General features: G+C 64.0%; 18 protein-coding genes. 13 read left to right on the top strand and 5 right to left on the bottom strand.

Features of this window, described 5'->3' with window-relative positions:
• The first annotated feature begins 26 nt into the window (after window positions 1-26).
• Together CAY82_RS08235 and CAY82_RS08230 are read left to right on the top strand one after the other, a co-directional pair.
• Complete coding sequence (locus CAY82_RS08235; protein ID WP_087500779.1) at window positions 27-1,301, top strand: histidine kinase; 1,275 nt, start codon at window positions 27-29, stop codon at window positions 1,299-1,301.
• Complete coding sequence (locus CAY82_RS08230; protein ID WP_087500778.1) at window positions 1,301-1,939, top strand: response regulator transcription factor; 639 nt, start codon at window positions 1,301-1,303, stop codon at window positions 1,937-1,939. Before CAY82_RS08235 ends, CAY82_RS08230 begins: the two co-directional genes overlap by 1 nt.
• Before the next feature lie 181 nt (window positions 1,940-2,120).
• On the opposite strand, the gene CAY82_RS08225 is transcribed toward CAY82_RS08230, so the two are convergent.
• Together CAY82_RS08225 and exaA are read right to left on the bottom strand one after the other, a co-directional pair.
• Window positions 2,121-2,780, bottom strand: a complete 660-nt coding sequence (locus CAY82_RS08225; RefSeq protein ID WP_087500777.1) for a pentapeptide repeat-containing protein — start codon at window positions 2,778-2,780, stop codon at window positions 2,121-2,123.
• A 66-nt stretch (window positions 2,781-2,846) separates the two neighbouring features.
• Entirely contained in the window at window positions 2,847-4,742 is a 1,896-nt protein-coding gene (gene exaA, locus CAY82_RS08220; RefSeq protein ID WP_087500776.1) for a quinoprotein ethanol dehydrogenase, read from the bottom strand.
• A 254-nt stretch (window positions 4,743-4,996) separates the two neighbouring features.
• Here exaA and pedF point away from each other — a divergent pair, with 254 nt between their 5' ends.
• From pedF to CAY82_RS08170, 10 genes are all read left to right on the top strand, one after another.
• Window positions 4,997-5,458, top strand: a complete 462-nt coding sequence (gene pedF / locus CAY82_RS08215) for a cytochrome c-550 PedF (RefSeq protein WP_087500775.1) — start codon at window positions 4,997-4,999, stop codon at window positions 5,456-5,458.
• 5 nt (window positions 5,459-5,463) lie between these two features.
• A complete protein-coding gene (locus CAY82_RS08210) occupies window positions 5,464-6,339 on the top strand; it encodes an ABC transporter substrate-binding protein (RefSeq protein WP_087500774.1) in 876 nt (291 codons plus the stop codon).
• Window positions 6,340-6,435: 96 nt separating this feature from the next.
• Window positions 6,436-7,203 carry a quinoprotein dehydrogenase-associated SoxYZ-like carrier gene (locus CAY82_RS08205; protein ID WP_087500773.1) on the top strand — a complete coding sequence of 256 codons (768 nt, stop codon included), beginning with the start codon at window positions 6,436-6,438 and terminating at the stop codon, window positions 7,201-7,203.
• A gap of 40 nt (window positions 7,204-7,243) precedes the next feature.
• Window positions 7,244-8,176, top strand: a complete 933-nt coding sequence (locus CAY82_RS08200; protein WP_087500772.1) for a quinoprotein relay system zinc metallohydrolase 1 — start codon at window positions 7,244-7,246, stop codon at window positions 8,174-8,176.
• Window positions 8,177-8,397: 221 nt separating this feature from the next.
• Window positions 8,398-10,182 (top strand): PQQ-dependent alcohol dehydrogenase PedH, encoded by a 1,785-nt coding sequence (gene pedH, locus CAY82_RS08195; protein WP_087500771.1) that lies wholly within the window; start codon window positions 8,398-8,400, stop codon window positions 10,180-10,182.
• Window positions 10,183-10,344: 162 nt separating this feature from the next.
• Window positions 10,345-11,865 carry an aldehyde dehydrogenase family protein gene (locus tag CAY82_RS08190; RefSeq protein WP_087500770.1) on the top strand — a complete coding sequence of 507 codons (1,521 nt, stop codon included), beginning with the start codon at window positions 10,345-10,347 and terminating at the stop codon, window positions 11,863-11,865.
• 309 nt (window positions 11,866-12,174) lie between these two features.
• The gene (gene pqqA / locus CAY82_RS08185) at window positions 12,175-12,246 is read left to right on the top strand and encodes a pyrroloquinoline quinone precursor peptide PqqA (RefSeq protein WP_003253598.1); all 72 of its coding nucleotides are present in this window, start codon (window positions 12,175-12,177) and stop codon (window positions 12,244-12,246) included.
• Between the two features lie 52 nt (window positions 12,247-12,298).
• Entirely contained in the window at window positions 12,299-12,571 is a 273-nt protein-coding gene (gene pqqD, locus CAY82_RS08180) for a pyrroloquinoline quinone biosynthesis peptide chaperone PqqD (protein ID WP_087500769.1), read from the top strand.
• Between the two features lie 89 nt (window positions 12,572-12,660).
• Complete coding sequence (gene ercA / locus CAY82_RS08175) at window positions 12,661-13,824, top strand: alcohol dehydrogenase-like regulatory protein ErcA (protein ID WP_087500768.1); 1,164 nt, start codon at window positions 12,661-12,663, stop codon at window positions 13,822-13,824.
• On the top strand, window positions 13,808-15,541 hold the full coding sequence (locus CAY82_RS08170) for a NahK/ErcS family hybrid sensor histidine kinase/response regulator (protein WP_087500767.1): 1,734 nt from the start codon (window positions 13,808-13,810) through the stop codon (window positions 15,539-15,541). The genes ercA and CAY82_RS08170 overlap by 17 nt, the downstream gene beginning before the upstream one ends.
• Window positions 15,542-15,759: 218 nt before the next feature.
• Here the strand turns inward: CAY82_RS08170 and CAY82_RS08165 are convergent, their stop codons facing one another.
• From CAY82_RS08165 to CAY82_RS08155, 3 genes are all read right to left on the bottom strand, one after another.
• Window positions 15,760-17,412, bottom strand: a complete 1,653-nt coding sequence (locus tag CAY82_RS08165; protein ID WP_087500766.1) for a SulP family inorganic anion transporter — start codon at window positions 17,410-17,412, stop codon at window positions 15,760-15,762.
• Window positions 17,413-17,708: 296 nt separating this feature from the next.
• Window positions 17,709-18,497, bottom strand: a complete 789-nt coding sequence (locus CAY82_RS08160) for a formate/nitrite transporter family protein (RefSeq protein ID WP_087500765.1) — start codon at window positions 18,495-18,497, stop codon at window positions 17,709-17,711.
• A gap of 213 nt (window positions 18,498-18,710) precedes the next feature.
• Window positions 18,711-20,432 carry an amidohydrolase gene (locus CAY82_RS08155; protein ID WP_087500764.1) on the bottom strand — a complete coding sequence of 574 codons (1,722 nt, stop codon included), beginning with the start codon at window positions 20,430-20,432 and terminating at the stop codon, window positions 18,711-18,713.
• A 246-nt stretch (window positions 20,433-20,678) separates the two neighbouring features.
• On the opposite strand from CAY82_RS08155, the gene CAY82_RS08150 reads away from it, so the two are divergent.
• Window positions 20,679-21,608 (top strand): LysR family transcriptional regulator, encoded by a 930-nt coding sequence (locus CAY82_RS08150; RefSeq protein WP_087500763.1) that lies wholly within the window; start codon window positions 20,679-20,681, stop codon window positions 21,606-21,608.
• Window positions 21,609-21,639: the final 31 nt, after the last annotated feature.

Here is a 21,639-nt window from a genome sequence, read left to right as displayed (position 1 = left end):
GAAGCCCCCAAAAAGGAGAACCGCCCATGCGCCTTGTCAACCTGTCGGCCCTGTGGCGGATCAACCTGTGGGTCACGTGCTGCTTTGCGATGGTGACGCTGGCCTGCGCCGGGGTGCTATTGCACCAGGCAGTAGCTGATGTGGAGCGAGAGTTGCAGTCCGCCGAAGCCGTGGTGGCCTACCTTGGCGACACCGCCGAGCGGGACCCGCAGAGCCTGCAGCCACGGCTGACGCAAAGCCTGCGCCATGTCCGGGTGCACTGGCTGGCGCCGAATGAGGCCGCGCGCCTGCCGCAAAAGACCGGCCTGGATGCCTGGCTGGGCCGCCAACTGCTTGGCCAGCGCCACGACAGCAGCCGGCTGCTGGAGTTGGGTGACGGCCGCCGGGTAGTGATTGCCGTGGATGCGCTGGATGAAATCGAAGAGGTCCGCGACTCCCTGCAGCAGCTGTTGGGGCTGTGCGGCCTGGCGTTGTTGCTGAGCTTGTTGACCATCCGCTGGGCGGTGCGGCGGGGCATGGGCTTGCTGGATGACCTGCTGCAGGCCTTGCGCCAGGTCTCGGGAGGGCAGTTGACCGCGCGTCTGCGCGAGGCCGGCCTGCCGGAGGCGCGTCAGTTGGCGGAGCACTTCAACCACATGACCGCGTCTCTGGAGCAGGCCCAGGCCGACAATACCCAGCTGACTCAGGCCCTGCTGGCGGTGCAGGAGCAGGAGCGCACCCAGCTGGCGCAGACCCTGCACGACGACCTCGGGCAGTACCTGGCGGGTATTCGCGCCCAGTTATGCCTGCTGCGCATGGTGGCCGACCAGCCCAGCGCGGTGGCGCAGACGACACATGCCCTGGAGCTTAATTGCGAATGCCTGCAGCAGGGTTTTCGCACCCTGGTGCATGACCTGTATCCGCTGGCGTTGCAACACATGCCGCTGGCCGAAGCCTTCGGCCTGTTGGTGAGCCAATGGCAGGCCAGCCACGGTATCGATTGCCGCCTGCAGGTAAGCGAGCAGCTGCCGGCGCTGCCCGGAGCGAGTCGGACGCATTTGTATCGCTTGCTGCAGGAGGCGTTGACCAACGTCGCCCGGCATGCTGGCGCCAGCCAGGTGCGGGTACGCCTGCAGCGCAGCGCCAAGGGCTTGCGCCTGCTGGTTCGCGACAACGGTTGCGGTGCGAGCCAGCCCCAACGCCCCGGGGTTGGCCTGCACTCGATGGCCGAGCGCGCCCGCAGCCTGGGCGGTGAACTGCGCATCCTCAGCCGTCCGGGTGCTGGCTGGGCGCTGGCCCTGAACATTCCCATGGAGGTGTGATGAATATCGTGTTGGTCGATGACCACGCCGTGGTCCGCCAGGGCTACGCCAGCCTGCTGCGGGCGGTGCTGCCGACAATACAGGTGCGTGAGGCTGCCAGTGGCGAAGAGGCGCTGGCCCGGGTTCAGGAGCAAGTGCCCAACCTGGTGATCATGGATTTCGGCCTGCCAGGTATCAGCGGCCTGGAAACCACCCGGCGTCTGCGTCAGCGCCTGCCGCAACTGCGGGTGCTGTTCTTCAGCATGCATGACGAACTGCCGTTGGTACGCCAGGCGCTGGATGCCGGGGCTTCGGGATACCTGACCAAGAACTCGGCGCCCGAAGTGCTGATCGAGGCGGTGCAACGGGTGTTGGCCGGGCATGCCTATATCGAACAGCCCCTGGCCACCCAGCTGGCCTGCACCTCACAGCACAATGCCAGCGACCCGCGCCTGCAGCGCATGACCCAGCGTGAGCTGGAGATTTTCGTGATGTTGGCCAAGGGCACACCGGTGCGGGGGATTGCCGAGCAGCTGTGCATCAGCGCCAAGACCGTGTCCAACCACCTGACCTTGCTCAAGAGCAAGTTGCAGGTCAGCTCCCATGCCGAGCTGGTGCATCTGGGGATTGATCTGGGGGTGGTGCGGGTGGCGGGGTGAGGCATTCTGCTATCTGGACTTTGCGCAGAGCCTTGTAGGAGCGGCCTTGTGTCGCGATGGGCCGCAAGGCGGCCCCCAGGGGCTTCAGCGTCAACGCAGCAATCGTCGGGGCTGCTTTGCAGCCCATCGCGACACAAGGCCGCTCCTACAGGGGGGCCTGCGTAACGCAGGAATATCGGGCTCAATTGTCCCAGGTCTCGGGGCACCCCTTGCACCCCTCCATGTTGGCCTCCTGAAAATTCCCGTAATGCTGGCGCGCCCCGCGCAAGTCGGCGCGGGCCAGGTTGCTCTGGCCAAACTTGGCCTCCTGCAGGTTGGCATCGCCAAGGTCGGCCTCTTGCAGGTCAGCCTTGCTCAGCCAGGCCATTTCCAGGTCCGCCGCCCGCAGGTTGGCCTGCTGCATCTTTGCCCCTGACAACCTGGCGAACTGCAGGTACGCAGCGCTGAGGTCGGCCTTGGCAAATTGCGCACCCTGGGCAAACAGGCCCCAGCCCTGAACGGCCACGAGCCGGCTATGGCTCAGGTCGGCCAGGCGCAGGTTGCTCTGCTGCAGGCTGGCGCGGGTCAGGTTGGCGCCCTGCAGGCGGGCCTTTTCCAGGTTGGCCAGGTCCAGCCGGGCATGGCGCAGGTCGGCATCGCGCAGGTCGGCGCCGGCCAGGTTCATCTTGCGCAGGTCCTGGTTGGCCAGGTTGGCGCCACGCAGGTCGGCCCCCGGGCACTGGCTGGCTTCGGCAATCACGCAACCATTGATGGTCAGGGGGGTATCGATGCCAGCGTCGTCGGCATTGTCGGCCATGGCAGGGGATAGCACGATCAGCAAGGCAAGTGGCAGGTAGTTCATGGTGAAAGGCTCCTGGCAGGAGAAAGGCAGAAGCGGGGAGGGGCGCAGGCCCGCTCCCCGCCCAGGTCAACGCTGTGCAGTCTTGTTGTCCCAGCTGGGGATCTTGAACACCCAGAACGAACCGCCCTGGGCTACCGGCTTGGTCAGCTCGGCCATGTCGCCGCCCCACAGCGGCACCGCGCCGCCGTAGCCCACGGTCACGCCGATGTACTGCTCGCCGTCCTGTTCCCAGGTGATCGGCGGCGAGACGATGCCGCTGCCGGTCTGGAACTTCCACAGCTCCTTGCCCGTTTTGGCGTCGAAGGCCTTGAAGAAGCCGTCGCCGGTGCCGGTGAACACCAGGTTGCCCTTGGTTGCCAGCACGCCGGCCCACAGCGGCAGGTGCTCCTTGTGCTCCCACACAAGCTTGCCGGTGCTCGGGTCCATGGCGCGCAAGGTGCCGACGTGGTCGTCGTACATGCGCTTGATGCGGAAACCCATGCCCAGGTAGGCCGAGCCTTTCTTGTAGTTCACTTCCTCGGTCCAGTACTCCTCCTTCCACTGGTTGCCGGGGATGTAGAACAGGCCGGTGTCCTGGCTGTAGGCCATGGGGTTCCAGTTCTTGCCGCCAAGGAACGGTGGCGAGACTTCCACCGGCTTGCCCTTGGTTTCGCCCGGCAGCGGTTTGGCCGGGCGCTGCCCTGGGTTCTCCACCGGTCGCCCGGTCTTGAGGTCGATGTGGCTGGCCCAGGTGATGTTGTCGACGAAGGGGAAGGCGTTCTGCAGTTTGCCGTTGCTGCGGTCCACCACGTAGAAGAAACCGTTGCGGTCGGCGTGGCCAGTGGCCTTGACCAGCTTGCCGTCCTTGTCCTTGTAGTCGAACAGCACCAGTTCGTTGTTGCCGGAGAAATCCCAGGCATCGTTGGGCGTGTGCTGGTAGAACCACTTCACCTCGCCGGTGCTCGGGTCGACGCCGACCTGCCCTGAGGTGTACAGGCTGTCGAAGTCATGCGGGTTGCCGTCCTTCGACGTACGTGCCCAGGTGTTCCAGGGGCCGGGGTTGCCGGCGCCAACAATGATGGTATTGGTCTCGGGGTCGAAGCTGGCGCTTTGCCAAGGCGCGCCGCCGCCGTGGCTCCAGGCTTCGACCTTACCGGTTTCGGTGGTGGAGTCGTCCGGCCAGGACGGCGCTTTGACGTCACCGGTCGGCGTGCTGTCCTTGCCGTTCAGGCGGCCCATGTGGCCTTCGACGAAGGGTCGCATCCAGACCTCTTCGCCGGTTTCCGGGTCGCGGGCGAACAGTTGGCCGACCACGCCGAATTCATCGCCGGAGCTGCCGTGGATCAGCAGCACCTTGCCGGTGGCCTTGTCCTTGATCAGCACCGGCGCGCCCGTCATGGTGTAGCCGGCACTGTGGTCGCCGAATTTCTTGTTCCACACCACTTTGCCGGTGCGCTTGTCGAGGGCGATGACCCGCGCGTCGAGGGTACCGAAGTAGATCTTGTCACCGTAGATTGCCGCGCCGCGGTTGACCACATCGCAGCAGGGGCGAATGTTGTCCGGCAGGCGGTGGTTGTAGGTCCACAGTCGCTTGCCGGTTTTCGCATCAAGGGCAAATACCCGCGAATAGGAGCCAGTGACGTAGACCACGCCGTCGCTGACGATGGCCTGGGATTCCTGGCCGCGCTGCTTCTCGTCGCCGAAGGAATAGGACCACGCCGGGGTCAGCTTGAACACGTTCTTGTCATTGACCTGGGCCAGTGGGCTCCAGCGCTGGGCGTTGGTGCCCATGCCGTATTGCAGCACGTCCTGGGTGGTCAGGTGGTCGTTGGCGATGTCTTCCCAGGTCACGTTCTTGCTGGCAGGTGCCGCTGGGGCGGTGGCCGCTGTGGCCACGTTGCCCAGGGCCAGGCTACCGGCCAGCAGCAATGCCCGCACGCTCAGAGCCAGAGGGGAAAGGGCGGGTAGCGTTCTTGTTGTCATGGTTGCAGTTCCCAGTGGAGGTTTTGGCCTGCACAGGGTGGGACGGGGCGGGCGTTGCCGGATACGGAAAAAGTCCCGCCCTTGCCGGGAATAGTTCCCGCAGGGCACCTCATTTGGCCCTTCGCCACAAGCCCTACTACCAAGGGAGTAAGGCGCGGCCACCAAAGCAGCATTCGGCCGCCTGCGGGCTGTTTCTAAGATGGCGGCACGGCCTCTGTGGTTGAGGCCTGGCGTGCAATCGTGAGGGCATAAAAATGACAACAAAACGCAACGTCTTGCTGGCTGCCGGGCTGCTTGCCAGTGCAGTGCTGACCGGCACGGCCTGGGCACATGGCAACGTGGTGCCCCAGGCCGTGGAAACCCAGGGCCTGACCCCGATCAAGGACGCCGGCGTAACCCTGGATGGCGACGGCTGGGCGGCGGTCAACCCGTATCGCACTTCTCCCGAGCGCGATAAGGCGGTGGAAATCGGCGCCTCGGCCTACAACCAGAACTGCGCCGCCTGCCATGGCCTGGAGGCCAAGTCTGGCGGTATCGCCCCGGATTTGCGCATGCTCGATGCCGGCGAGGCCGGGGATGAATGGTTCGTCGAGCGGGTGCGCCACGGTGCCGTCCGCGACGGCCGGGTGTACATGCCGAAGATGGCCGACTACCTGAGCCAGGAAGCCCTGTGGGCGGTGCGCACCTACCTGGACAGCGTGCACGTCGAGGAATGACGGCCATGCGTCTGTTGGCGGTGCTGTTCAGCGGCCTGCTGTTGTGCTGCGCGGCGGTGCAGGCGCAGGTGCGCAGCTACGACGCGATCATCGCCGCCGGTGAACTGAAGGTAGCGGTGTACAAGGACTTCGCGCCCTACAGCTTCGAGGACCACGGCCAGCCGCGCGGTGTCGACGTGGAACTGGCCCAGGCCCTGGCCACGGCTTTGGGGGTGCGCTTGCAGCTGATCTGGGCGCCACCTGGGGAAAAGCTCGACGACGATCTGCGCGACTACATCTGGCGCGGCAGCCCGCTGCGCCACCAGCAACTGGCCGACCTGATGATGCGGGTGCCGTACGACCACGCCTACGCGCAGCGGCGCAATGAGATGGGCGAGTTGGAAAACGCCCAGGTGGTCATGTTCGGCCCCTATCAGGAGGAGCGTTGGCAGGTTGCCTACGATCGCCGCCGCCTGCCCTCGGTGGCCAGTGTCGCGGTGTTCCAGCAGCACCCGATCGGGGTCGAGGTGGACAGCGTGCCGTCGTTCTACCTGACTTCTGTGTTCAACGGCATGCTGAGTGCCAAAACCCATCATTACCCCAATGTGCAGCAGGCCTTCGGTGCCATGCAGGCCGGCCAGGTGGACGCGGTGATGGCGATGCGCGGTGAGGTTGACTGGCAAGTGCACCAGGCTGCCGACCCGCAACTGGCCCTGGCGGAAAACGCCTACCCGAACCTTGGCAAGCAGGCCTGGGAGATCGGCATGGCGGTGCATGAAAGCAACCGGCAGCTGGCCTATGCGGTGGAGGAGGCGCTTGAGGCGTTGATTCGTGATGGGCGGATGAAGGCGATTTATGCCAGTTACGGCCTGCGTTACCAGGTGCCGGAGATGTACCAGTAACAAGCTGTGCAGGCTTGCGGGTTTCTAAAGGCAACACATCCCCCTGTGGGAGCGGGCAAAGTCAGTGAGATCCGTGTTGATTAATGGGAGTAGGCGATGAACTGGCGAGCGACTTTCCTGCTGGCCTGCTGGATGCCCTGGGCCGTGCAGGCCCAGGCCAGCGAGCCGAGTAACCATAAGGACCCGGTGCCGTCGGTGATGTGGGACTTCTACCACAAGCAGCTGCTGGGCCAGGCCGCGTTCGTCTTCGATGACCGGGTCAAGCTGCTGGCGCCGCCGTTTGCCGAGGACGCCCGCCAGGTGCCGCTGGAGATCGACGCCCGGGCGTTCAGTGGCGAGGTGGTGCGGATGCTCGCCTGGGCCGAACTCAACCCGCTGCCGCGCATTGTCGACTTCCAGCCCGGCGAACGTGTGTTGCCCTGGTTGTCGATCCGCATCCGCGTCGAACAGGCCACGCCATTGCGTGCTGCGGTGCTGACGCGCGACGGCCTGTGGCATGTCGGCTCGACCCTGATCGATGCCGCCGGCGGCGGTTGTACCGCGCCCAGCGTGGTACGCACTCAGCCCGGTTGGGAAGAGCACCTTGGCGAAGTCCTGGGCGGGCGCTACCCGCGCGGCGACAGCAGCCGCCTGCGCCTGCAGGTGGCCCACCCGATGGACAACGGCCTGGTCAGTGGTATCCCCGAATTCTTCCTCAACCATGCCGAGCTGCAGGATGCTGACGGCCAGCGCCTGGCCAGCCTGGAGCTGTACCCGGCGGTCAGCGAAAACCCCAACCTGGGCTTCGACATCCAGGGCCCCGGGCCGACCCGGTTGGTGTTGCAGGACAACAGCGGCAACCAGTTCGAGGCGGCAGTGCCCTGAGCGTGCTGCCCGACTCCATCCCTGACCAGAGGCGCCCGTCATGCGTTGCATTCTGCTATTGCTGCTGTGCCTGGGCCTGCCGGCCTGGGCAGACCTGGACTATCAGCTCAAGCCTCGACAGATCGCCGAGGGCACCTGGTTGCTGGAGGGCAGCACCGACAATTTCGCCAAGGATAACGGCGGCAATATCGTCAACACCGCGTTCATCGTCACCGACAGCGGTGTGGTGGTGATCGACAGCGGGCCGTCGAAACGCTACGGCGAAGCCATGCGCCAGGCCATTGCCGCCACCACCGACAAGCCGGTGGTCGAAGTGCTGCTGACCCATCATCACCCTGACCATGTGCTGGGCAACCAGGCCTTTGCCGATGTACCCATCGGCGCCCTGGCCGGTACCCGCGAGCTGTTGCACCAGCAGGGCGAGGCCATGGCCGAGAACATGTACCGCCTGGTCGGCGACTGGATGCGCGGTACCGAGGTGGTGTTGCCGACCCGGATGCTGGAACCGGGTATCCACGAGGTGGGCGGGCACCGCCTGCGGCTGCTGGCGCTGGGCGGGCATACCGGTGCCGACCTGGCGATTCTGGATGAAAGCACCGGCGTGCTGTTCGCCGGCGACCTGGTGTTTCACGAGCGCGCGCTGACCACGCCCAACACTCCGGGGCTGGAGGTGTGGCTGAAGGACCTGGACACCTTGCAAGTGCTGCCCTGGAAGCAGCTGGTACCCGGTCACGGGCCGCTGGCCAGCGATGCCGGGCCGTTTGCGCAGATGCGTGATTACCTGGGCTGGCTGGATGGGTTGATGCGTGACGGCGCGGCGCGTGGCGATGACATGGCCGAGATGATCCGCAGCCCGATACCCGAGCGGTTTGCCGGTATCAGCCTGACCCGATACGAGCTGATTCGCAGTGTCAGCCACCTGTATCCCCGCTACGAACGCCAGCAGCTGCGGCGCATGGACAGCAAGGGCTGACGAGGTCTCTGGACTTGCGCCCATAGCTGAAACTGCCGGGGCTGCTTTGCAGCCCTTACGCGACACAAGGCCGCTCCTACAAGTACCGCGCAAGTTCACTGATACCAAGGAACTAGAAAACTCCGCACTGCGGGCAATTGTTGGCAAGCAGGTCGGGACCAAGAATTCCCGACACACCGGGAAGTTTTCCCGGATACAACAAAAAACCAAAGGTAGCCGTCATGACCCGATCCCCACGTCGTCCCGTGTTCGCCTTGAGCCTGGTGCTCAGCGCCATGCTGCTTGCCGGCGCGGCCCACGCCGCTGTCAGCAATGAAGAAATTCTCCAGGACCCGAAGAACCCGCAGCAGATCGTGACCAATGGCCTGGGCGTGCAGGGCCAGCGCTACAGCCCGCTGAACCTGCTCAATGTCGACAACGTCAAGGACCTGCGGCCGGTCTGGGCGTTTTCCTTCGGCGGTGAGAAGCAGCGCGGGCAGCAGGCCCAGCCGCTGGTCAAGGACGGGGTGATGTACCTGACCGGCTCCTACTCGCGGGTGTTCGCCGTGGACGCCCGCACTGGCAAGAAGTTGTGGCAATACGATGCGCGCCTGCCCGATGACATTCGCCCGTGCTGCGACGTGATCAACCGCGGTGTGGCGCTGTACGGCGACCTGGTGTTCTTCGGCACCCTCGATGCCAAGCTGGTGGCGTTGAACAAGGACACCGGCAAGGTGGTATGGAGCAAGAAGGTGGCCGACCACAAGGAAGGCTATTCCATCAGCGCCGCGCCGATGATCGTCAACGGCAAGCTGATCACCGGCGTCGCCGGCGGCGAATTCGGCGTGGTGGGCAAGATCCAGGCCTACAACCCGGAAAACGGCGAACTGCTGTGGATGCGCCCGACCGTGGAAGGGCACATGGGCTACGTGTACAAGGACGGCAAGGCGATCGAGAACGGCATTTCCGGCGGCGAGGCGGGCAAGACCTGGCCCGGCGACCTGTGGAAGACCGGTGGCGCGGCGCCCTGGCTGGGCGGCTACTACGACCCGGAAACCAACCTGATCCTGTTCGGCACCGGCAACCCGGCACCGTGGAACTCGCACCTGCGTCCGGGGGACAACCTGTATTCCTCGTCGCGCCTGGCCCTGAACCCGGACGATGGCACCATCAAGTGGCACTTCCAGAGCACGCCGCATGACGGCTGGGACTTCGACGGCGTCAACGAGCTGATTTCGTTCAACTACAAGGACGGCGGCAAAGAGGTCAAGGCCGCCGCCACTGCAGACCGCAACGGCTTCTTCTACGTGCTGGACCGCACCAACGGCAAGTTCATCCGCGGCTTCCCCTTCGTCGACAAGATCACCTGGGCCACCGGCCTGGACAAGGATGGCCGGCCGATCTACAACGAGGCCAGCCGGCCGGGGGCGCCGGGTAGCGAGGCCAAGGGCAGCTCGGTGTTCGTCGCTCCGGCGTTCCTCGGTGCCAAGAACTGGATGCCGATGGCCTACAACAAGGACACCGGGCTGTTCTACGTACCGTCCAACGAGTGGGGCATGGACATCTGGAACGAAGGCATCGCCTACAAGAAGGGCGCGGCGTTCCTTGGCGCCGGCTTCACCATCAAGCCGCTCAACGAAGACTACATCGGCGTGCTGCGCGCCATCGACCCGGTCAGCGGCAAGGAAGTGTGGCGCCACAAGAACTATGCGCCGCTGTGGGGCGGAGTGCTGACCACCAAGGGCAACCTGGTGTTCACCGGTACGCCGGAAGGCTTCCTGCAGGCGTTCAACGCCAGGACCGGCGACAAGGTCTGGGAGTTCCAGACCGGCTCCGGCGTGCTCGGCTCGCCAGTCACCTGGGAAATGGACGGCGAACAGTACGTTTCGGTGGTTTCCGGCTGGGGCGGCGCGGTGCCGCTGTGGGGCGGCGAAGTGGCCAAGCGGGTCAAGGACTTCAACCAGGGCGGCATGCTCTGGACCTTCAAGCTGCCCAAGCAACTGCAAACGGCAAGCGCCAGTCGCTAAGCCGACAACCTGCCGCTTGCTGCCAGGGACCCTGCGGCAAGCGGCCCTACTACCAAATGACGAGAGCCCCGCTGCCAACGATGCATTCGCCCGGCAGGCGGGGCTTTTTACCATCGGCTCATCGCCTGTCGCTGGACAGGCATCGACCCGCAGAGGCTCAGCATGATCTACGCACAACCCGGAACCCCAGGCGCCATCGTCTCCTTCAAACCACGCTACGGCAATTTCATCAACGGCGAGTTCGTGCCACCGCTGGGCGGCCAGTACTTCACCAACAGCTCGCCGGTCAACGGCCAGCCGATTGCCGAGTTCCCACGCTCTGGCGCCCAGGACATCGAGCAGGCCTTGGACGCCGCCCATGCCGCAGCCGAAGCCTGGGGCAAGACTTCGGTGCAGGATCGCGCCCTGGTGCTGCTGAAGATCGCCGACCGTATCGAACAGAATCTGGAAGTACTGGCCGTTACCGAGAGCTGGGACAACGGCAAGGCCGTGCGCGAAACCCTCAATGCCGACGTGCCGTTGGCGGCGGATCACTTCCGTTACTTCGCCGGCTGCATCCGCGCCCAGGAAGGCGGCGCTGCCGAGATCAACGAAGGCACTGTGGCCTACCACATCCACGAGCCGCTGGGTGTGGTCGGGCAGATCATCCCGTGGAACTTCCCGCTGCTGATGGCCGCCTGGAAACTCGCCCCGGCCCTGGCCGCCGGCAACTGCGTAGTGCTCAAGCCGGCGGAGCAGACGCCGCTATCGATCACCATTTTCGCCGAGCTGATCGCCGACCTGCTACCTGCAGGCGTACTGAACATCGTCCAGGGCTTTGGCCGCGAAGCCGGCGAGGCCCTGGCCACCAGCAAGCGCATCGCCAAGATCGCCTTTACCGGTTCCACCCCGGTGGGCTCGCACATCATGAAGTGCGCGGCCGAGAACATCATCCCGTCCACCGTCGAACTGGGCGGCAAGTCGCCGAACATTTTCTTCGAAGACATCATGCAGGCCGAGCCTGCGTTCATCGAGAAGGCAGCCGAAGGCCTGGTGCTGGCGTTCTTCAACCAGGGCGAAGTGTGCACCTGCCCGTCGCGGGCGCTGATCCAGGAATCGATCTACGAGCCGTTCATGGCCGAGGTGATGAAGAAGATCGCCAGGATCACCCGTGGCAACCCGCTGGACACCGCGACCATGGTCGGTGCCCAGGCCTCGGAGCAGCAATACGACAAGATCCTTTCCTACCTGCAGATTGCCCGGGAGGAGGGCGCGCAGCTGCTCACCGGTGGTGGTGCCGAGCGGCTCGACGGCGACCTGGCCAGCGGTTACTACATCCAGCCGACCCTGCTCAAGGGCAACAACAAGATGCGCGTGTTCCAGGAGGAGATCTTCGGCCCGGTGGTGGGCGTGACCACCTTCAAGGACGAAGCCGAAGCGCTGGCGATTGCCAACGACAGCGAGTTTGGCCTGGGCGCGGGGCTGTGGACCCGTGACATCAACCGTGCTTATCGCATGGGCCGCGGGATCAAGGCAGGGCGTGTGTGGACCAACTGCTACCACCTGTACCCGGCGCATGCCGCGTTCGGCGGCTACAAAAAGTCCGGGGTGGGCCGTGAGACGCACAAGATGATGCTCGATCACTACCAGCAGACCAAGAACCTGCTGGTGAGCTACGACATCAACCCGTTGGGCTTCTTCTAATCTCTCAAGCGCCGATCCGCAAAGGTACGCGGACAATGTGGGAGCGGCCTTGCGTCGCGAAAGGGCTGCATGGCAGCCCCAGGTTTTCAGTCATGCGGCACAGATTGCCGGGGGCCGCCATGCGGCCCTTTCGCGACGCAAGGCCGCTCCCACAGGTATCGCGCAACCTTTTAGGATTATTGCGCAAGGATTCACAGGCCCCCTACCAACGCACCCCGCAAACCTCTCCCAAAGTAGCATTCGGCCCCGTCGCCCCTCGTGCATTAATGCCTCTACCGGAATCGCCCGGCACAAGAAGAGGAATGCCCCATGTGGACTAAACCCGCCTTTACCGACCTGCGCATCGGCTTTGAAGTGACGATGTACTTCGCCAATCGTTGATGCCTGTCCGGCCATCACCGCGATGGCCGGTTCTTCATTGCACAGGCCTGCTGTGAACCTGATCGATCGCGAGCAAGCCCTGGCCTTGCGCAAAGGCTTCCGCCTGCGCTGGGAGCCGCGCCAGGCGTGCCATGTGCTGCTGTACCCCGAGGGTATCATCGAGCTCAACGCCAGTGCCGGCTGGGTGCTCGAGTTGCTGGACGGCCAGCGTAGCGTGGCGGCGGTGATCGACAGCCTTGCACGGCGTTTCCCCGGTGTGCCGGGCCTCGACGAGGATATCCTGGCGTTTCTGGAGGTGGCCCGTGCCAAGTACTGGATCGAATGAGCCGTGGCCCGGCTTTGGTCTGGTTGCTTTCGCTGCGGGATGCTTTACGCTGGCGGTTACCTTCCAGAACAATAAGAACAGGCTTTCCGATGAGCCAGAGTTTCAGCCCGCTTCGCAAGTTCGTTTCGCCTGAGATCATCTTTGGTGCCGGCTGCCGGCATAATGTCGCCAATTACGCCAAGACCTTCGGTGCGCGCAAGGTGCTGGTGGTCAGCGACCCCGGTGTGATCGCCGCCGGTTGGGTGGCGGACGTGGAGGCCAGCCTGCAGGCCCAGGGCATCGACTACTGCCTGTATAGCGCTGTATCGCCCAACCCACGGGTCGAGGAGGTGATGCTCGGCGCCGAGACCTACCGGCAGAACCACTGTGATGTGATTGTCGCGGTCGGCGGCGGCAGCCCGATGGATTGCGGCAAGGCCATCGGCATCGTGGTCGCCCATGGGCGCAGCATCCTCGAATTCGAAGGCGTGGACATGATCCGCGTGCCCAGCCCGCCGCTGATCCTGATCCCGACCACGGCTGGTACCTCGGCGGACGTTTCGCAGTTCGTGATCATTTCCAACCAGCAGGAGCGCATGAAGTTCTCCATCGTCAGCAAGGCGGTGGTGCCGGACGTGTCGCTGATCGACCCGCAAACCACCCTGAGCATGGACCCGTTCCTGTCGGCCTGCACCGGCATCGATGCGCTGGTGCATGCCATCGAAGCCTTCGTTTCCACCGGCCACGGCCCGCTGACCGACCCCCATGCGCTGGAAGCCATGCGCCTGATCAACGGCAACCTGGTGGAAATGATCGCCAACCCCACCGATATCGCCCTGCGCGAGAAAATCATGCTGGGCAGCATGCAGGCGGGGCTGGCGTTTTCCAATGCGATTCTGGGGGCGGTCCATGCCATGTCGCACAGCCTGGGCGGGTTCCTCGACCTGCCGCATGGCTTGTGCAACGCGGTGCTGGTGGAGCACGTGGTAGCGTTCAACTACAGCTCGGCGCCGGAGCGTTTCAAGGTGATTGCCGAAGTGCTGGGCATCGATTGCCGCGGCCTCAACCATCGACAGATCTGCGGGCGCCTGGTGGATCACCTGATCGCGCTGAAGCATGCCATCGGCTTCCATGAAACCTTGGGCCTGCATGGGGTGCGCACGTCCGACATCCCGTTCCTGTCGCAACATGCGATGGATGACCCGTGCATCCTCACCAACCCGCGTGCGTCGAGCCAGCGCGATGTCGAGGTCGTCTATGGCGAGGCCCTCTGACGAGCAGCAGCGGGCACTGGCCGGGCTGCTGGGGTTGGGCGACCACTCGGCACGCAAGAGCCATTACCCGGAGCTGGCGGCGCGCCTGGACGAGCTGGAGGCCGAACGTAACCGCTACAAATGGCTGTTTGAAAACGCCGTGCACGGGATTTTCCAGGCCAGCCTGCAGGACGGCATGCGTGCCGCCAACCCGGCATTGGCACGTATGCTCGGTTACGACAATCCGCAAGCGTTGCTGTTTCCGCTGACAGACCTTGCTGCCGACCTGTTTGTCGGCGGGGCCGAAGAGCTGCACGCCGTCACCGCGATCCTCGCCCGTGAACGCAGCCTGCACGGCTACGAAACCCGCTTGCGGCGCAAGGATGGCAGCCACCTCGATGTGCTGATGAACCTGTTGCTCAAGCCCGGGCAGGAAGGGTTGGTGGAAGGGTTTGTCGCTGACATCACCGAACGCAAGCTGGCCCAGCAGCGCCAGCAACAACTGAATGACGAACTCGAGCAACGGGTGGCCGCCCGCACCGAGGAACTGCTGGAGGCCAACCGCAACCTGCAACAGCAGATCGCCGAGCGCAAACAGATCGCCCGCGCCCTGCGCGATGCCCGCGACGCCGCGGAAACCGCCAACCGCAGCAAGGACAAATACCTCGCTGCCGCCAGCCATGATCTGCTGCAACCGCTGAATGCCGCGCGGCTGCTGATTTCGACCCTGCGCGAAAGGCCATTGCCAGAAGCGGAAAAAGTGCTGGTGGAGCGCACCCATCAGGCTCTGGAGGGCGCCGAAGACCTGCTGACCGACCTGCTGGACATTTCCCGCCTCGACCAGGCGGCGGTTAAACCGGATGTGGCGCTGTACCGCCTCGACGAACTGTTCGGGCCACTGGTCTCGGAATTCCGCTCGGTGGCGGATGCGGCAGGCCTGAAGCTGCGCGTGCGCATCGCTGACTATGCCATCCGTACCGACCTGCGGCTGATGACACGTATCCTGCGCAATTTTCTCAGCAACGCCTGCCGTTATACCGACCAGGGCAGGATTCTGCTGGGGGCCAGGCGCCGCGGCAGCCACTTGCGCCTGGAGGTATGGGATACCGGGCGGGGCATCGCGGCGGATCGGCTGCAGGCCATCTTCCTCGAGTTCAATCAACTGGACGTTGGCCGTGCCGCCGATCGCAAGGGGGTAGGGCTGGGGCTGGCCATCGTCGAGCGGATCGCCAAGATTCTCGGCTATCGGATCGAGGTGCGTTCGTGGCCGGGGCGTGGCTCGATGTTCAGCATCGACGTGCCGATCGGCGAAGCCATACCGCTGCCTATCCGCCAGGCTGCGCCGCAGCCGGGCGCCGGCAACCCGTTGCCGGGCCGCCGCCTGCTGGTACTGGACAACGAAGTGAGCATCCTCCAGAGCATGGGCGCACTGCTCGGGCAGTGGGGCTGCGAAGTGGTTACCGCGACCGACCAGGCCGGGGCCTTGCTGGCCTTGCAGGGGCGGGCACCGGAGTTGATCCTGGCGGATTTTCACCTGGACCACGGCGTTGTCGGCTGCGAGGTGGTCAGGTACTTGCGCGAACATTTCGGCGTCGCCATTCCCGCGGTGATCATCACCGCCGACCGCAGCGATCAGTGCCGACGCTCCTTGAACAAGCTCGGCGCGCCGTTGCTGAACAAACCCGTCAAACCGGGGAAGCTGCGTGCGGTGTTGAGCCAGTTGCTGGTCCAGGCCTGACCAGGCCTGAGGCCCGTCGGTCAAGCGATTTGGGAGCCGCCTTGCGGCCCATCGCCGGCAAGCCAGGCTCCCATGGAACTGCACATGACTCATTGAATTAGCAGGGACTCTGTGGGAGCGGCTTTAGCCGCGAACACCGGCGCAGCCGGTGCCATGCACCGCGTTGGATGCTTCGCGGCTAAAGCCGCTCCCACAGGGTACGCGTACCGCTTGCGAATTCAGTCCTCTGCCGCTGTTGCCTGTGCTTCCAGCAGGGCTGTACCGAGCGTGTGGTGATAGTGCTCAGGGCCAAGCAGCCGCAAGATACCGGTCCTTTCCAGCTTGCCGAACACCTTGCGGTTGGCTTCGCACAGTTTCACCACGATCTGGCGTTTGTGCAGTTGCTGGATCACTTCCTCCAGGGTTTGCAGCCCGGTGATATCCATGAAGGGCACCCGTTTCAGGCAAATCACCAGCAGTTCAGGGTCGGTATGCGTTTGTGACAGTGCGCGCTCGAAGGTTTCAGCGGCGCCAAAGAACAGCGGGCCTTCGATGGTGTACACCATCACGCCGGGGGGTAGCGATTTCTGGCCGTTGCTGTGCAGTTCATTGGCCAGTTCCTCTTCGACCACCTGCTGGACTTCGACGGATGATGCCATGCGGCGCATGAACTGAAGCATGGCGAGGATGACGCCGATGTTCACGGCGATCACCAGATCGCTGAACACCGTCAAGGTGAAGGTGACGAGCAGGATGGCGATGTCGGCTTTCGGTGCGCGTTGCAGCATGCGCTTGAAATGCTTCAACTCGCTCATGTTGTAGGCGACGACGAACAGGATCGCCGCCAGTGCGCAGAGTGGAATGTTCGACGCGAGTGGTGCGAGGAACAGAATGATCAGTACCAGTGTCACCGCATGGACGATACCGGCCAGTGGCCCGGTAGCACCATTGCGGATGTTGGTCGCTGTCCGGGCAATGGCACCTGTGGCGGCAAAGCCCCCGAATAGCGGCACGACCATGTTGGCGACCCCTTGGCCGATCAGTTCCTGATTCGAGTCGTGCCTGGTCCCTGCCATACCGTCGGCGACGACAGCAGAAAGTAGCGACTCAATGGCCCCCAGCATGGCGATCGCGAAGGCTGGCCCGATCAGTTCGATCACGCGCGCAAGGGAGACCTCGGGCCAGGTGAGCGACGGCAAACCCTGTGGAATCGCGCCGAAGGCGGTGCCGATGGTAGCCACGCCGTCAAAATGGAACAGGGATTGGGCCAGAGTCGCGAACACCATGGCTACGAGTGGCCCAGGCAGTCGTTTCAGCACGGGCAACCTTGGCGCCAGGATCAGCAGGGCAAGGCTGCATGTTGCAAGCAGCGTCGTGGCAATGTGGAGGTCCGGCAGGGCTTGCAACAGATGCCATAGTTTTTCGTGGAAGTGCCCGCCTTCAATTTCGGGCAGGCCGAAGAAATCACGCCATTGCCCCACCCAGATGATGATGCCGATGCCTGCGGTGAAACCCACGATCACCGGGTCGGGAATGAACTTGATGACTGCGCCCAGGCGGGTAATGCCAAGCACCAGCAGTATGGCGCCAGCCATCATCGTGGCCAGTTGAAGGCCCTCCACTCCGTACTTCGCCGTCACCCCTGCAAGGATCACGATGAAGGCCCCGGTCGGTCCGGCGATTTGCAATCGGCTGCCGCCCAGCAGGGAAACCAGCAGACCGCCTATGATTGCCGTGTAGATGCCTTGCTCCGGTTTGACCCCGGACGCGATAGCGAAGGCCATGGCGAGGGGAAGCGCGACAACGCCAACGATCAGGCCGGATACAAGGTTGCGCATCCAGTGTTCACGTTTGAACAAGCCGGCTTTCCAGGCTTCGCGTACCGCGATCATTGCAGGCTCCTTGATAAGATGCATGCACATAGTATTTAGCATGCCGTGCGCAGGAGAGCCCTAATGTTGCCAATGCCTGCCCCATTCACAAGGTGTTGAGCGGCGAAATTATCATCGCCAGCAAGCTGGTTGGATGAGGCCTGGCGCAGCTGCGGCTACAGGTGGATCCTTCGCGAAGGCGATATGCGCAGTTTGCAGGACCGCGCCTGGCGCAAGGCTTGCGCTGTACCTGTGGGAGCGGCTTCAGCCGCGAACACCGGCGAAGCCGGTGCCAGAGCCCGCGGTTGTGCAATGCTTCACTGCACCTCGCACGTTTCCTGCGAAGGCACACCGTAGGACACGTAATACGCCAGCCCCACGAAGATGGCCCCACCTACCGCATTCCCCAGGAACACGGCTACCAGGTTCTCCGCCAACTGCCCCCAGCTCAAGTACCCGGCAAAGATCGCTGCCGGAATCAGGAACATGTTGGCTACCACGTGCTGGAATCCGATGGCGACGAACGCCATGATCGGGAACCAGATGCCGAGAATCTTGCCGCTCATCTCACGGCTGGCATACGACAGCCACACCGCCAGGCATACCAGCCAGTTGCAGCCGATGCCGGACACGAAGGCGTGAAGGAAGTCGGCGTTGGTCTTGCTGGTCGCGCCCGCCAGCGTCTTGTTCAGGTAGGCCCCTTCGGTCAGGCCCAGCAGGTGACCGAAGCACCCGGCGACGAACAGTGCGCCCAACAGGTTGGCCACGGTCACCAGCAGCCAGTTGCGCGCTACGGCGCCTGGGCCGATACGCCGGGCGAACATGGCCAATGGCAAGCTCATCATGTTGCCGGTGAGCAGTTCGCCACCGGCCAGGATCACCAGGATCAGGCCAATGGGGAATACCGCCGCGCCCAGCAGCGTACCGAACGAGGCCCACTGCACCGGGATCATGGTGCTGACGTGGATAGCCAGGAGAAACCCCAGCGAAATGAATGCACCCGCGAGAAACCCCAGGACCAGTGTCGCATGGGTGGATAGGTGGGCTTTTTTGACTCCGCTCTCGATGACGAGCTCGGTGATACGGGAGGGGCTATTGACGGACATTTCGCAAACTCGAACACAGTGACGGCGACGCAACGGGTAGGCACGCCGTGGTGGGGCTGATCAGTACGGGGATAGGCTGCGAAGCTGGCCCAAAGGTGTAACGCACACCTTTGGGCCAGCTTCGAAGAGGGCGGCAAGCTACATGAGGCAATTTGACGCGGTCAAATCGATGGAATGGATGAGTTGATAGACCGCGTCGATGATGTCCGCAGGTCAGCGCGCGTAGATCTGCTTCCCTGCAAACCAGGTCTGTATCACCTGGGTATCGCGAAGTACCTCGGGCTCGACGGTGAGCACATCCCGGTCAACCACGATCATGTCGGCCTGCTTGCCAACCTTGAGCGAACCGGTCTGATGCTCCAGACGCATGGCCCGGGCGGCGTTGAGGGTATAGGCCTGGAACATCACCTGACGGTCGATGGTTTCAGCCGCGTTGAGCACACCTTTGGGCCCCTTGCGGCTGATGGCCTGGTAGATCGCTTTCCAAGGGTCCGGGGTGGTGATCGGCCAGTCGCTGGCGCCAGCAAGGGTGGCGCCATGCTTGAGCAGCGACCGTGCCGGGAACGTGTGCATGAACGCCATGGCCTCCACATACGGCTTGACCAGTTCCATGTTCGATTGGTCGGCGCTGGCCCAGTACAGCTGCATCGCGGCAATCACGTCGAGCTGTTTGAAGCGGGTGTATTCCCTGGGGTTGACCATCTGTAAGTGGGTGATGGAGTGGGGGATGCCGCTGTGGCGATCACGCCGGGCCTGCTCGATGCCGTTGAGTGCATCGCGCACGGCGCGGTCGCCGATGGCATGCACGTGCACCAGCCAGCCACGGGCATCGGCGGCACTGACCAATTCACCAAAGTGCTGCGGGTCCAGCAGCAGTTCGCCATGCTTTCCGGAATTGCTGTAGGGTTCGAGCATTGCCGCCGTTTGCGCTGGCGCTTCGGCAACACCGTCGGCAAACACCTTGATACCCGGCAGGGTGAGGTTGTGTGCGCCGAGAAACTGCCGGCGAACCTCGTCCAGCTCGTCCAGGTCAGCGGGGCTTGCCCTGGAGTCAGCCATCAGCAGGGCGGCGACGTGGGCGGTCAGCTCGCCGCGTGCGGAGAGGTCCTTGTACACCGGCAGCACGCCCAGCGAATGGTTGTTCACATCGGCCCCCGGCAACTCGTTGGCCAGTGGGTCCATCCAGCCGGTGATGCCCAGCTGCTTGTAGTAATCCAGGGCCATGCGCCCTGCATTCAGCAGCGTGGCGTGGGGCAGCGCGGGGAGCAGGTCGGTCACCGGGTAGTAGCTGGCATCGGCGAGGAAACCGTTTGGTGTACCGTCCGGGTGTTGGCCAATGGTGTTGCGTGCCTCGGCAGGCAGGGCAGCGATGGTGTCGGCATCGATTGCGGCGCGCTTGAGCATGGCCTGGTTGGCCCAGCCGGTGTGCATGTCGTTGGCGGCGAACAGGATCGGTTGCGCGGCCCATTCGCCATGGTTGAAGCGCTGTTCCAGCGCCGGGATGTCATTCCAGTAGGTGCCCGGCACACCGCCGACGACAAGGAACTCGCCGCGCACGGCCTTGCCGTCGCTGCGCCACTGGCGCAGGCGTTGTTCCAGTTCGTCCAGGGCAACCTGCTCGCCGGCGAGGTCGGCCAGCACCCGCTGCAGGCCACCCTTGATGGCATGCGAGTGGGCGTCGAGCATGCCCGGCATCAGTACCTTGCCGCCCAGGTCGATGACCCGGGTGCCTTCGGCCTTCAGGTGTAGCACGGCCTGGTCGGAACCTACCGCGACGATTTTCTCGCCTTCGACGGCCACGGCCTGCTGCAGAGGCTGGCCGGGCTCGGCGGTGTAGACCTTGGCATTGTGCAGGATAAGGTCCACTGCCGCGAAACCTGGCATGCAGGTGCAGGCCAGGCCGGCGCTGATTGCCATCTTCAGGAGCTGCTTCATGCTGTGCCTCGTGCTTGTCGTGATGGCATCGCAGCCTAGCCAAGGGGGCAAGGGCGGATAAAGGCGAGGGCTGGCACAACTTTTTTTGTCATCGGGAAATAATCCCGAGCCCGCGATTGCCTAGCTGCAAGCAGTGGACTTCGCCGTGCCTATTCAAATCGCCCGCATTTGCGGATTTGATAGCGAGGGGCAGATACTCGCCACCTTCGTGTCACCCCAACCGTTTGTGCCGAACAGGAAGAAACCATGGACAAGATGATGGCCCTGACCATCTTCGTCGCTGCCGCCGAACATGGCAGCTTCAGCCGTGCGGCCGAGCAACTGGGCAAGACGCCGTCGGCCATCACCAAGGCCGTCGCGCACCTGGAGAGCGAACTGGGCGTGCGCCTGTTCGAGCGCACCACCCGGCGTATGGCGCTGACCGAGGCGGGTACCTTGTACCTGGAAGGCGCGCGTCAGGCGTTGATGCACCTGCAACGGGTGACCGAGGAAGTGGAGCAGTTGCAGCACGCGCTGCGCGGAACCCTGCGCATTACCGCACCGCCGTCGTTCGGCCCGGCATTTCTCAACCAGGTGTGCTGCCGCTTCATGCGCGAGCACCCGCAGGTGCGCCTGGAGGTCAACCTCAACGATGCCAACGAAGACCTGATCGATGGCGGCTACGACCTGTCGCTGCGCGACGGCCCAACTGACCAGCCGGAGCTGATCGCCCAGCCGCTGATCGAGAACCGCGTGATCCTTTGCGCCAGCCCTGCCTACCTGGCCCGACATGGCGAGGCGATCACCCTGGAAAACTATGCCCAGCACGACTGGCTGCTGCTGCGCCACCCGCTGCTCAACCGCAGCTTCTGGTGGATCGAACACGGCGGCCAGACGTTGCGTGTGCGCCAGCCCACCCCGCGCCTGGTGAGCGACAACTTCGACTTCCTGCTGGCCTGCCTGCTCGATGGGCAGGGCTTGCAGTTCGTACCCACCTGGTGCGCCGCGCCCTACCTGGCCAACGGGCAACTGGTGGAAGTGATGCCCGACTACTGGCGGGCGCTGAGCGCGTTTGGCCCTTGGGTACACGTGCTGTACCTGCCGCACCGGCGCAATACCCGCAAGGTGCAGGCGTTCATTGCCTTGCTGCATGAACATTTGCACGGGCAGGGGGCGCAGGCGCCGGCGTGGGGCTGAGTTTTTCCATCGGGGCACAAAAGTTGTGCGG

The organism is Pseudomonas sp. SID14000 (assembly GCF_002165135.1).
Taxonomy (GTDB): Bacteria; Pseudomonadota; Gammaproteobacteria; order Pseudomonadales; family Pseudomonadaceae; genus Aquipseudomonas.
Note: the sequence above shows the minus strand (reverse complement) of the source record. Positions and strands in the feature narration are given on the sequence as shown.

Bases quoted from the DNA above. Each gene is read 5' to 3' on its own strand.
- CAY82_RS08235 (WP_087500779.1), top strand. From the start codon at position 27: ATGCGCCTTGTCAACCTGTCGGCCCTGTGGCGGATCAACCTGTGGGTC.
- CAY82_RS08230 (WP_087500778.1), top strand. From the start codon at position 1,301: ATGAATATCGTGTTGGTCGATGACCACGCCGTGGTCCGCCAGGGCTAC.
- CAY82_RS08225 (WP_087500777.1), bottom strand. From the start codon at position 2,780: ATGAACTACCTGCCACTTGCCTTGCTGATCGTGCTATCCCCTGCCATG.
- exaA (WP_087500776.1), bottom strand. From the start codon at position 4,742: ATGACAACAAGAACGCTACCCGCCCTTTCCCCTCTGGCTCTGAGCGTG.
- pedF (WP_087500775.1), top strand. From the start codon at position 4,997: ATGACAACAAAACGCAACGTCTTGCTGGCTGCCGGGCTGCTTGCCAGT.
- CAY82_RS08210 (WP_087500774.1), top strand. From the start codon at position 5,464: ATGCGTCTGTTGGCGGTGCTGTTCAGCGGCCTGCTGTTGTGCTGCGCG.
- CAY82_RS08205 (WP_087500773.1), top strand. From the start codon at position 6,436: ATGAACTGGCGAGCGACTTTCCTGCTGGCCTGCTGGATGCCCTGGGCC.
- CAY82_RS08200 (WP_087500772.1), top strand. From the start codon at position 7,244: ATGCGTTGCATTCTGCTATTGCTGCTGTGCCTGGGCCTGCCGGCCTGG.
- pedH (WP_087500771.1), top strand. From the start codon at position 8,398: ATGACCCGATCCCCACGTCGTCCCGTGTTCGCCTTGAGCCTGGTGCTC.
- CAY82_RS08190 (WP_087500770.1), top strand. From the start codon at position 10,345: ATGATCTACGCACAACCCGGAACCCCAGGCGCCATCGTCTCCTTCAAA.
- ercA (WP_087500768.1), top strand. From the start codon at position 12,661: ATGAGCCAGAGTTTCAGCCCGCTTCGCAAGTTCGTTTCGCCTGAGATC.
- CAY82_RS08170 (WP_087500767.1), top strand. From the start codon at position 13,808: ATGGCGAGGCCCTCTGACGAGCAGCAGCGGGCACTGGCCGGGCTGCTG.
- CAY82_RS08165 (WP_087500766.1), bottom strand. From the start codon at position 17,412: ATGATCGCGGTACGCGAAGCCTGGAAAGCCGGCTTGTTCAAACGTGAA.
- CAY82_RS08160 (WP_087500765.1), bottom strand. From the start codon at position 18,497: ATGTCCGTCAATAGCCCCTCCCGTATCACCGAGCTCGTCATCGAGAGC.
- CAY82_RS08155 (WP_087500764.1), bottom strand. From the start codon at position 20,432: ATGAAGCAGCTCCTGAAGATGGCAATCAGCGCCGGCCTGGCCTGCACC.
- CAY82_RS08150 (WP_087500763.1), top strand. From the start codon at position 20,679: ATGGACAAGATGATGGCCCTGACCATCTTCGTCGCTGCCGCCGAACAT.